Annotated in this window: 8 protein-coding genes and 1 pseudogene; all 9 read left to right on the forward strand. The window is 46.4% G+C overall.

Annotation, left to right across the window (positions count from 1 at the left end; translation table 11 throughout):
* The first annotated feature begins 392 nt into the window (after positions 1-392).
* Complete coding sequence (locus M1D71_RS11730) at positions 393-2,087, forward strand: M3 family oligoendopeptidase (protein ID WP_458126571.1); 1,695 nt, start codon at positions 393-395, stop codon at positions 2,085-2,087.
* Positions 2,088-2,329: 242 nt separating this feature from the next.
* The gene (locus M1D71_RS11735) at positions 2,330-3,481 is read left to right on the forward strand and encodes an iron-containing alcohol dehydrogenase (protein WP_458126572.1); all 1,152 of its coding nucleotides are present in this window, start codon (positions 2,330-2,332) and stop codon (positions 3,479-3,481) included.
* 570 nt (positions 3,482-4,051) lie between these two features.
* A complete protein-coding gene (locus tag M1D71_RS11740; RefSeq protein WP_076217121.1) occupies positions 4,052-5,221 on the forward strand; it encodes a glucose-1-phosphate adenylyltransferase in 1,170 nt (389 codons plus the stop codon).
* A gap of 26 nt (positions 5,222-5,247) precedes the next feature.
* Positions 5,248-6,351, forward strand: a complete 1,104-nt coding sequence (gene glgD, locus M1D71_RS11745; RefSeq protein WP_458126573.1) for a glucose-1-phosphate adenylyltransferase subunit GlgD — start codon at positions 5,248-5,250, stop codon at positions 6,349-6,351.
* A gap of 314 nt (positions 6,352-6,665) precedes the next feature.
* A complete protein-coding gene (locus tag M1D71_RS11750; RefSeq protein ID WP_458126574.1) occupies positions 6,666-9,098 on the forward strand; it encodes a glycogen/starch/alpha-glucan phosphorylase in 2,433 nt (810 codons plus the stop codon).
* 111 nt (positions 9,099-9,209) lie between these two features.
* A pseudogene (locus M1D71_RS11755) lies at positions 9,210-9,311 on the forward strand (AraC family transcriptional regulator); the annotation flags it as partial.
* Between the two features lie 41 nt (positions 9,312-9,352).
* Positions 9,353-9,811, forward strand: a complete 459-nt coding sequence (locus tag M1D71_RS11760; protein WP_458126575.1) for a VanZ family protein — start codon at positions 9,353-9,355, stop codon at positions 9,809-9,811.
* A 361-nt stretch (positions 9,812-10,172) separates the two neighbouring features.
* Positions 10,173-11,873: a glycoside hydrolase family 13 protein gene (locus M1D71_RS11765; protein ID WP_458126576.1), complete on the forward strand. Its 1,701-nt coding sequence runs from the start codon at positions 10,173-10,175 to the stop codon at positions 11,871-11,873.
* Positions 11,874-11,971: 98 nt separating this feature from the next.
* Positions 11,972-12,664 (forward strand): metal-dependent hydrolase, encoded by a 693-nt coding sequence (locus M1D71_RS11770; protein WP_458126577.1) that lies wholly within the window; start codon positions 11,972-11,974, stop codon positions 12,662-12,664.
* The last annotated feature ends 21 nt before the right edge of the window (positions 12,665-12,685 follow it).

Raw genomic sequence — 12,685 nt, forward strand, 5'->3', positions numbered from 1 at the left:
GTGATGAATATACGGAAGCAGGGAGGTTACATTCATGACATATATTATTATTATGGCTGTTATTATGGTCGTGGGCATGGTCGGAATGGGCTGGTTCTATCGGATTATGGACAAAGACCAAAGCTAGTATTCATTAAAATGTGGAACAGAAGAGACAAGCCTATAAGCTGGCTTCGCTAATGCGAGGCGAGCTTATTTGTGTGAAAAAACATCTTGAGTACGTGACCTTACATTGGCACGTAATATATATAACCAATGATGTTGCACAATTTGACCGATGGACAAATATTTTTCGTAAAGATGGGATTTTTTAGCTACTCTTTTGTATAATAGGGGGTAGTTTAACTCGGGATATCCCCGAAATTCTGCCAAACAGGAAAGGGTGTACATAAATGAAATTTGGTGAGTATACGTATACACGTCCCGATCTGGAACACATCAAGACATCTTTCCGTGAGCTGCTGAGTGGTTTCGAAGCTGCGGTAACGGTTGAAGAGCAGAGCGGATTCATGGATCAGATTAACGCGCTGCGCAGTGATTTTGAGACGCAAGCCCAATTGGTCTACATTCGTCATTCCATTGATACCAATGATGAGTTTTACAAGGCGGAGAACGAATTTCTGGATGAGAACGCACCAATTGTGCAGGAATATATCACGGATTTTTACCGCGCACTGGTTAACTCCAAATTCCGCAACGAGTTAGAACAAAAATGGGGTTCACAATTGTTCCAGCTGGCGGATCTTTCTCTGAAAACATTCAGCCCGGAAATTATCGAAGAACTCCAGAAGGAGAACAAACTTTCCACAGAATACAACCAGTTGATCGCTTCGGCCAAGATTCCGTTTGAAGGTGAAGAGCGTACGTTGCCCCAGCTTCATCCATTTGAACTGTCTACGGACCGCTCCATGCGGGAGCGTGCGTCGGAAGCAAGATACACTTTCATGGCTGAGCATGAAGCTGAATTCGATCGCATTTACGACGAGTTGGTCAAAGTACGTACACAGATTGCGAAGAAACTGGGATATCCAAGCTATGTGGAACTCGGCTATGATCGCATGAACCGCACGGATTACAACGCAGAGATGGTAGCGAACTTCCGGGCACAAGTTCGTGATTATATCGTACCTGTGGCGACCAAGCTCAGAGAGCGCCAGCGTAATCGAATTGATGTGGATACATTGTATTTTTACGATCAAGGCTTCAGCTTCAAGACGGGTAACCCGACTCCGAAGGGTGACGCGGACTGGATTATTGAACATGGTAAAAAAATGTATGCTGAATTATCGCCAGAGACGGATGCGTTTTTCCAGATGATGACCGAAAACGAGCTTATGGATCTGGTAAGCAAAAAAGGTAAACAGGGCGGCGGATATTGTACGTTCCTGAACGATTACAAAGTGCCATTTATCTTCTCCAACTTCAACGGTACATCGGGTGATATCGATGTATTGACGCACGAGGCAGGTCATGCTTTCCAGGTCTATGAGAGCCGTGATTTTGCAGTGCCTGAATACAACTGGCCGACGTATGAATCGGCTGAGATCCATTCCATGAGCATGGAGTTCTTCACTTGGCCGTGGATGCAGTTGTTCTTCAAGGAAGATACGGACAAGTATAAGTTCGATCACCTGTCCTCCGGTCTGTTGTTCATTCCGTATGGCGTAGCCGTGGATGAATTCCAGCATTTTGTGTACGCGAATCCGGATGCAACACCAGCGGAGCGTAAGCAGGCTTGGCGCAACATTGAGAAGACCTATCTGCCGCACATCAATTACAAAGATAATGCTTATCTGGAGCAAGGTGGCTTCTGGCACAAGCAGGGTCACATTTTCTCATCGCCATTCTATTACATCGACTATACGCTCGCTCAAATCTGTGCATTCCAGTTCTGGAAACGCAGCAACGAGGATATGAAGTCCGCATGGGCCGACTATCTGACATTGTGCAAAGCGGGGGGAAGCCTGTCCTTCACTGGACTGGTTGAACTGGCTGGATTGAAATCTCCGTTCGAGGATGGTTGTGTCTCTTCCGTAATTGGGGATATTGAAGCATGGCTTGACGGTGTGAATGATAAGGCGTTGTAGCCTTCGTAGGTATACTTTTAGTGAACGCATCATGTAAGGTATAATACTGGGTGCAAACTTTATAATCGACGCGTAAGACGGCTTGGAGACCTTCGGGTGTCTGAGTCGTCTTTTTCGTTACAGGTAAAAATCAGCTTCAGTGTAACATTTATTAGACTCATTGTGATTTATTTCACTATACTTGAAAACGGATTCAGTTACAATGTAGATAGTAAATCAGGGGTTACAGGAGGCTGGTTCAAATGGCAACACATGCATATTATGTTCCGCCCGTGAACTTGATGGGTAGAGGATGTTTACAAGAAGCAGGTCAGATGATTGAACAGATGGGTATTCGCAAAGCGCTGGTCGTAAGTGATCGTCCATTGATTACTTCAGGTGTTGCTGAAAAGGTACTGTCTATATTAAGAAAATCAGGGTTAGACTATGTAGTATATGATGAGGTTCAGCCCAATCCAACGTGTCAGAATGTACATGACGGACTTCAAGTATTCCAGGATCATGGCTGTGACGCCATTATATCGATAGGCGGAGGTTCACCGCAGGATGCTGCCAAAGGCATTGGCATTGTAGCTACGAACGGTGGACATATCCGTGAATATGAAGGATTGCATCAATCGAAACATAAATCCGTGCCACTTGTGGCTTTTAACACAACGGCTGGCACATCGAGCGAGGTGACAATTAACTACGTGATTACAGATGAGGAACGCAAAGTGAAGATGGTGATGGTGGACCGCAACAGTCTGGTCTCCCTGTCGGTTAATGATCCGGAGCTGATGCTCAGCAAACCTGCAAGTCTTACAGCGGCCACTGGAATGGATGCGTTGACCCATGCCGTGGAAGCGATGGTTACGCCGGGCGGATTTACAGTGACAAGTGCGACAGCTGCAGCAGCTGTTGAATTGATCTTTGAATATTTGCCAAGAGCCGTGAGAGACGGCAGCGATCTGGAAGCGCGGGAACATATGACGTACGCGTGTTTCCTTGGCGGGATTGCGTTTAATAATGCGGGCCTTGGTTATGTCCATGCAATGGCGCATCAATTGGGTGGCGTGTATGATCTGCCGCATGGTGTGTGCAATGCCATGTTGCTCCCCTATGTGGAGGAGCTGAATGCCAAGCATGTACCCGGCAAATTCCGTCATATTGCCAAAGCAATTGGTATGGATGTGAAGGGTAGAAGTGATGAGGAGTGCTCGGATTATGTTATTGAGGCTATACGTCAGCTATCGAAGGAAGTAGGTATCCCCGAGAAACTGTCCGAACTGGGCGTGAAAGATCCTGATGTGGAACTGCTTGCCGATAACGCGATGAAAGATGCCTGTGCACCAGGCAACCCCTATCAACCATCGAAGGATGAAGTGATGGAGTTATTCCGTAAAATAATATAGACCATTTCAGAACGGACACACCAAAGTACAATATGATCCTGCTAAAGCTAGAGTCGATGGCCAAGCAGGGTCCATAAAATAGACAGACAAAATGAGCCGGAATCGAAAGTCGGCTTTTTTGTCATGTATGGATCCTTTTTTACTTATTTTTCCACTTGGTGATTACACAAAAACTAAAGGAGTTTCATTCCCTTTTATCGAATACATTATGAATAGCAGCGACACAAGTAAGGGTAATCTGAACCTTAATTTGATGTCGAAGTTTTCCAGCAAGATTCCCCAGTCCGTTTCGTGTTTAATGTAAATAGGAGATGTCTATTACATTGTTCACGAGCTACACCTTAAGTACTGCATCCAACTTTCACCTCAGTAAGACAGTCAAGGCAATTCTACACAGCATCATCTCTATTTCAGGCTTCACAATCCAAAAGTTCAACTGCAATAAGAATAATACCGGGTACACATCTGTACAGCATGCTCCTAATCATGACAACAGTGTCCACACAATAGAATATCGATTATGGGCTCTGAAATGAATCAGAACGAATGCACGTGGAGGAGGCTGTAATGATGGCGAAAAAAGAAGTTGTAGCAATGCTACTTGCCGGAGGGCAAGGGAAGAGGTTAAAAGGATTGACCAAATCACTGGCGAAGCCAGCTGTATATTTTGGAGGAACATACCGAATCATTGACTTTCCACTGAGTAACTGCTCCAATTCGGGTATTGATACGGTGGGTGTGTTGACCCAGTATGAACCACTTGTCCTGCATTCTTACATAGGCATTGGCAGTGACTGGGATCTGGACCGTAAAAACGGCGGGGTATACGTACTTCCTCCTCATGAACGTGAAGATGGAAGCAACTGGTACCGGGGCACAGCGGATGCGATCTTCCGCAACCTGAATTTTATTGAACAATTCGATCCCGAGCATGTGCTCATTCTGTCAGGGGATCATATCTATAAAATGGATTACGAAAAGATGCTTCAGTACCATAAAGAAAAAGACGCGGACTGCACGATATCCGTCATTGATGTCTCATTGGAAGAAGCCAGCCGGTTCGGGGTGCTGAACACCAACGATGACTATAGCATTTATGAATTCGAAGAAAAACCTCCTGAGCCCAAGAGCACACTTGCTTCCATGGGTATCTATCTCTTCAAGTGGGATGTACTGAAACGTTTCCTGATTCAGGATGAACAACAGGCATCCACCTCTTATGATTTTGGTAAAGATATCATTCCGTTGTTGCTTGAAAATGAAAAATCCTTATACGCGTATCCGTTCGAAGGGTATTGGAAAGACGTAGGTACCATTCGCAGTCTATGGGAATCCAATATGGATCTGTTGGACGAAGACACCCCGTTTAATCTGAATGATCCGGACTGGCGTATCTTTACACGTAATCCGAACCAACCTGCACAATACATCTCGCCTTCGGCCAAGGTGCGGAATTGTATTATTAGTGAAGGCAGTGTGGTGCATGGAGAGGTCAATCATTCTGTTCTGTTCTATGGAATTGAGGTTGGGGAGAACAGCGCCGTTATAGATTCTGTCATCATGCCAAGGGTGAAGATCGGGCAAAATGTGCGTATTCACCGAGCAATCATTGCAGAAGGATTGGTTATTCCGGATGGAACACAGATTTCGCCTGCACCGGGAGATGAGAGTGATATATTACTCGTCGATCAGGAAGAACTGGAGCGTCAGCTTCGACAAGGAATAACCAGCAAGGCCTAATTGAAGCCAAAAGGACGGTGCATGCGATGAAATCATTGATCGGAGTTATTAACCTTGACCATGAACTTGAGGAATTGAAGGAATTGACGTACTTTCGCTGCGGAGCCGCGGTACCTTATGCCGGGCGTTACCGTCTGATCGATTTTGTTCTATCTAATATGATGAATGCCGGAATTGAGAGTATAGGGGTGTTTGTCCGTCGTAAGTATCGCTCGCTGATGGACCATCTCGGTGACGGCAAGCCGTGGGATTTGGATCGCAAGCATGGAGGCATGTTTATTCTGCCACCGGACTGGAACGATCCAACAGATACATCACAGGGGGACTTGCAGCATTTTCATAACAATCTGGACTTCTTCCACAGAGGTGCAGGGCAATATGTTGTGCATGCGGGCAGTCGCCATGTGACCAAAGCAGACCTCCAGGATGTCTACAGATATCACATCAACAAAGGAGCGGACGTTACACTGGTCTGCAAAAAAGTGGATCAGCTGCTGCCTGAGCATGACGCCTGTGTCAAGGTTGACCATGACGGGGACGGTAACGTGGTGGACATTCACCAAAGCGCTAACCACCCGAATATATATACAGAAATTTTCATCATGGAAAAGGAATTGTTCCTGCGCCAGGTGCAGCGATGCATCGATCACGGCGAGAGCCATTTCTTCCGAGACGTTATCCAAAAAAATCCAGATGGATTGAATATCGCTGCGTATGCATATGATGGCTATCACGCGGTCATCAATTCCATTGACAGTTATTATCGGAACAGTATGGATCTGTTGAACACAGGGCAGTATGAACAACTGTTCAAGGAAGATCCGATCCAGACGAAAATTAAATATGAAGCCCCAGCCAAATACCTGGATACCGCCGATGTTAAACATTCACTGCTTGCGAATGGCTGCATTGTAGGTGGAGAGGTGGAAGACAGTATTCTGTTCCGTGGTGTACAGGTGGCTAAAGGTGCCAAAATTAAGGGTTCGATCATCATGCAGAAATGCTACATTGGTGAAGGGACCGTACTTGAGAACGTCATTCTCGATAAAGACGTGAAGCTGACCGGAGGGCAGACACTGATCGGTGACCCGTCGAATCCATACATTTTGGCGAAAAGCACTATTATCTAAAGCCCACACGTAACCGATATCTTCTATAAAAATATATAAAATAAAAATCCTGTAGGATGGATTTAAGGTTCGTAGACGAAAGTTGTTTGGTAAAGAGCGTAGCAGTAAGTGAAGGGGACGAAATCGATTCTGAAGAAGCGTAGCGGTCGCCTTTATCCCTGTATTTCCACATCTAAATAATAAATTCAAGAAAATACAGGGATAACAGCGATCAAAAGAACGATTCGTAACCGTAACGGGCGCATGCTCAAACCAAAATATTGAGTGTATGAACCGCCACCGTCCTGCAGGATTTCCCCGGGAGGAACCTACTTTTGTTTGACAATAAAGAAACGTTCAAGAGTATCTTTACACGGAATCTGGTCAGCAAATTGGGCAAACCGATTGAAGAAGCAACAGAGGAAGACGTGTACCACGTACTGGGAAGCATGATTCGTGAATATGCAGGTCAGGATTGGGCAGCGTCGAATCAGGGGTTTAAGCAGCGCCAGGATAAACAGGTCTATTACTTCTCGCTGGAATTCCTGATTGGACGTCTGCTCGGCAACAATCTGCTGAATGTGAATGAATTGGAATTGGTCCGTGACAGTTTGGCTGAGCTGGGCTTCTCATTGGAAGAGGTGGAAGAACAGGAGGCGGATGCAGGACTGGGTAACGGAGGTCTGGGACGACTCGCTGCCTGTTTCCTGGATTCACTCGCATCACTCGGATATGCAGGACATGGCTGCGGTATACGGTACAAATATGGGTTGTTTGAACAAAAAATCATCAATGGCAATCAGGTGGAGTTACCTGACAACTGGCTGGATAAAGGCAACGAATGGGAAGTACGTCGTCCGGACAAAAAGGTGGAAGTGCAGTTCTGGGGTCGTGTAGAAGCTCACGAACAGGATGGACATTATCAGTTTGTTACAAAAGATGCCGAATCGGTTGTAGCCATTCCCTATGACGTGCCTGTCATCGGTTATGGTCAGACTCATGTAAATACATTGCGGCTATGGAGTGCCGAGCCGAAGCGCGAGACTTCACTCGACACCCCTTCGAACTATTACGGCTATCTGGATTACAGCCGTTCGGTCGAATCGATCTCGGAATTCCTGTATCCGGATGATTCCCAGTACGAAGGAAAGCTGCTGCGATTGAAGCAGCAATACTTCATGTGTTCGGCAGGCGTGCAAAGTGCGTTGCGTACGTTTAACAAGCTGGAGCTGCCGTATGATCGTTTGCCGGATAAAGTGGCTTTCCACATCAACGATACGCATCCGACCTTGGTTATTCCCGAACTGATGCGCATCCTGATTGATGGGAAGGGTTACGGCTGGGATGAAGCATGGGATATCACGACCAGAACCGTATCGTATACCAATCATACGACGCTTAGCGAGGCGCTTGAAAAATGGCCAGTAGCGATGATTAGCAAGCTGCTCCCACGGATCTATATGATTATTGAAGAGATCAACAAACGTTTCTGTGGCATGCTGCTGGATATGTATCCGGGAGATCAGGATCGCATTCAACATCTGGCGATTATTGCGAACGATCAGGTGCGGATGGCCCATCTGGCGATTGTAGGAAGTCATAGCGTGAATGGCGTCGCTGCATTGCATACCGAGATTTTGAAGGAGCGCGAGATGGCTCCGTTCTATGAACTGTATCCAGAGCGTTTCAATAATAAAACGAACGGCATTACTCATCGCCGCTGGCTGATGCATGCCAATCCGAAACTGTCGGATCTGATTACGGATACAATCGGCAATGAATGGATAACAGAGCCGGGCAAGCTGGACCAACTGGCAGGTTTTGCGGATAATACATCATTCCAGGAGCAGTTCCGTTCGATTAAGCGGGATAACAAAGAGCGTCTTGCTGCGTATATTCTGGATCATACCGGAACCGCAGTGAACCCGGACTCCATCTTTGATGTACAGGTGAAGAGGCTGCATGGGTACAAACGGCAACTGTTGAACATTCTGCATGTCATGCATTTGTATAACCGGCTTAAGCATGATACTTCGTTTGATATGGTGCCACGTACGTTTATATTTGGCGCGAAGGCAGCGCCGAGTTACTATTTTGCCAAGAAAATCATCAAGCTGATTAACACCGTGGCTGACACGGTGAATCGGGATGCGGCCGTGAATGACCGCTTGAAGGTATTTTTCCTTGAGAACTACTCCGTCTCACTTGCAGAGAAAATCATTCCGGCTGCGGATGTTAGTGAACAGATCTCAACCGCAGGCAAGGAAGCTTCAGGTACGGGCAACATGAAGTTTATGATGAACGGAGCCTTAACAATTGGCACGATGGATGGAGCCAACGTGGAGATGGCAGAGCAGGTTGGAGAAGAGAATATGTTCATCTATGGTCTGCGTGCAGACGAAGTGCTTGAGTATTATCGTTCCGGCAGCTACCGTCCGAATGAAATTGTGCAGCACGATGAACGGATTCGCGAGGTCGTGGAGCAATTGGTGCATCCAGGTGCATTCTGTTATCGAGACGGGGAGTTCTGGGATATTTATGACTCGCTGCTGGCTCATGGTGACGAATACTTTGTATTGCGTGATTTTGCTGCTTATGCAGACGCGCATGCTGCCATTGACAAGGCTTATCGGGATATTCCGGGCTGGACTTGGAAAGCGATATTGAACACGGCGCATTCCGGCATATTCTCCAGTGATCGTACGATTAGTGAGTATGCTACGGATATCTGGGGAATTCATCCGGTGTCCGGGAACTGGAAGGGTTAAGAATAGAGTGTTAGACAAACAGGTCCCCTTGTTCACAAGAGCCATCTCTGCTGGTTAATCAATAAGCGTAGAGAGCATCTCCTTGTAGAACAAGGGGATTTTGGCATACAGTCCAACTATGAGCCGAGGGAAGGGCCGGACTTTGAAGTGACGGATGTCTGGAAATCGACGCCTGAACAACTGGACATGAAGATCTATATCCCGTTAAAATAGACCTTACCGCTTCGCGGAATTCAAGGTCGGGGGACGAATGAATGAGCGAAAAGTCATGGCTTCACTCCAAATGGATGCTCACCATTGTTGCTTGCACGGCATTGCTTTACATACTGATTATGGGCATTTTACTGTTTGTCAGTGGACGAACGCCTGGCATGTATTATCAATATAATCTCGTTCCCTTCGAGACGATTCGGCCACTTCTTATGGAGACGGAGAGGTACAATACAGATACCTGGGTCAAGAATCTGTTTGGCAATATCGTCTTGTTCATTCCGCTGGGCATCTGGATTCCATGGTTGTTTTGGAGGTGCCGTTCGTTCCTGACCTTTACAGCAACAGTTGTTTTGCTTCTGCTGGGTGTTGAGGTCACACAATTGATTACACGTGTAGGTTCGTTTGATGTGGATGACATTATTCTGAACACGATCGGTGCTTGGATAGGTTACGCCGGATTTAAGTTAATCTTATGTTCACTAAGAAGGACTCGGAATTGAACCGCAGATCGCGGTCCATGACCGGGTCTTTTTTTACCTGAGATATCTTTTAAATGTTTACAAGGGAATCTTTTCGGATAAAACATATTAACGGCTTATTTATATCGTGAGCAGAGATTATATATATAAATTGAACTAAACATTTTACACGAAACGGAGAGGACAGAAATAACCTGAAGAAGCGAGAGCGTTCGCCTAAAAGCTTTCTGAAAGAAAGCTGCATCGGAAGCATATGCTATCCCCGGATTTTCCCCTTTTAAGGGGAATTCATAAACTGGGGATAACAGCGATCGGAAGGTTGTTCTGTCATCGGAGTGTCCAGTGTAAATATTCTTTCGTTCAATTTATAGAGTGGACAAAGATGAGCGAGGTGGACGATATCGTTTGGTGGAAAGAGAGTGTCGTATACCAGATCTACCCGAGCAGCTTCAAGGATTCGGACGGGGATGGTCAGGGTGATTTGCAGGGTATCTATGAGAAGCTCGATTATTTGGAGAATTTGGGCGTGGATGTGATCTGGCTCTGTCCCATCTACGATTCACCAGGACATGATAACGGATATGATATCCGGGACTATTACGCCATTCTGCGCAAATACGGCACGATGGAGGATTTTGATCGGTTATTGGCAGAGGCACATAAGCGTGGTCTCAAGATCATGATGGACCTGGTGCTGAATCATACGTCGGATGAACATGTTTGGTTTGCTGAGTCTCGTTCATCGAAGATGAATCCGAAGCGGGATTATTATATTTGGCGTTCAGGCAAAAATGGGCAGGTGCCGAATAATTGGGAGTCCTATTTTGGAGGTTCGGTATGGAAGCATGATCCCGAGACGAATGAATATTATTTGCATCTGTATTCGGAACAACAACCTGATCTCAACTGGAATAATGCACAGATGGCAGAAGAGATGTATGAGATGGTGCATTGGTGGCTGGAAAAAGGGGTAGACGGCTTTCGTTTCGATGCAGTAGCGCATATCGCCAAGGCAGAAGGTCTGCCAAGTGCCCATAATCCGGATAATTTGCCGGTGGTTCCAGCGTATCAGCTCTTTTCCAACCTGGAACAAGTGCACTCGATCCTGAAGAAACTGAATAATATGATATTGAAACCTTACGGACCCATGACGGTTGGCGAGACTTCCGGACTTGGGCCTGAGCAGGCGCTTGCTTATGTCGGGACGGATCGTGACGAGCTTAATATGGTATTCCAGTTTGAGCATATGTTCATTGATGCCAAATCTTCAGGAATTGGTAAATGGAACTATAAGGAATGGAAACTGACCGAACTTAAAGAAATCATGAGCCGGTGGCAAACGGTTTTGCATGGTAGAGGCTGGAACGCCAATTACATGGGCAACCATGATCAGCCACGCCCGGTTTCCCGGTTTGGAGATGACGGTAAGTATCGGGTGCGTTCTGCTCAGATGTTGGCAACCTGGATGCTTACACTTGAAGGAACACCTTATATCTATCAAGGGGAAGAGATCGGCATGACCAATGTCGCTTTCCCGGATATCGAGCAATACCGGGATATTGAGACGAAAAATTATTATAATCATTACATTGGTCAAGGTAAGTCGAAACATGAAGTCATGCAGGCGATCTGGCTGAAGAGTCGCGATAACGCCCGCACGCCGATGCAATGGGATGATACGGAACACGCTGGGTTTACCCAAGGTCAGCCTTGGATTCAGGTGAATGAAAGTTATCCTGAGATTAATGTAGCCGATGCCGAAAGTGATCCGCAATCCATTTTGCATTATTATCGTAAGCTAATCGCCCTTCGCAAACAGCATAAAGTGCTTATCTATGGCGCGTATGAACTGCTACTACCGGATGATCCGGAGATATATGCCTATACCCGAACGCTGGAAGATGAGCAGATGCTGGTCATTCTGAATTTCCGTAGGGATGAGCCTGAGATGCATTGGCCAGAAGGCTGGACTTCCGAGCATGCCAAGCTGATGATCAGCAATGTAAGCAGACGTTATTCTACGGATGAAGGTGCCATTCAGCTTCAGCCTTATGAAGCTAGGGTGTATCGTAAGCAGCGGTAAGACGGAGGAAAGCGTAATTTTGCGTTGGTGAAGAGCTATGATTTATAATAAATAGGATGATCTCAAATAATTAAAGTATAGGTAAGGAGGAACCCAAGTTGTTGAATATTACGTTCCATGGTCACTCCAGTGTGCAGCTGGGCACAGAAGAAAAGTCTCTGATCATTGATCCTTTCCTGCGAGGCAACGAACTTGCTGTCACGAAGCCTGAAGATATCAAGACCGATGTAGTGTTGCTAACGCATGCACATATGGATCACATTCTCGATGCTGAACCGATTGCCAAAGCGAATAACGCCAAGGTTGTGGCTATTGTGGAGCTCGCTACATATATGTCTTGGAAAGGACTGGACACGCTCGGTATGAATATGGGCGGCACGGTAGATCTTGGCTTTGCTCAAGCCAAAATGATTCAGGCATTTCACACTTCCGGGATTGTGCTGGAAGAAGAACAACGGATCATGTATGCAGGTTTGCCTGCTGGATATATCATTACCATTGGTGGGAAAACGATTTTGCATGCCGGAGACACCAGTCTCTTCGGGGACATGAAAATGATCGGTGATCGTCATGATATCGATGTTGCCTTCCTGCCGATTGGTGGACATTTCACCATGGGACCTGAGGATGCGCTGCAAGCGGCCGAATGGTTTAATGCCAAGCTGACGATTCCGGTTCATTATGATACATTCCCGGTCATTCGTCAGGATGCAGAACACTTCGTGCAGCAGCTGGCTGCAAAAGGTTTGGAAGGCCGCGTGCTGGCCCCGGGAGAATCGATTAGCCTGTGATGTACATTTAACCCAGTTCAA

The sequence above is a fragment of the Paenibacillus sp. Z3-2 genome (genome assembly GCF_054161325.1).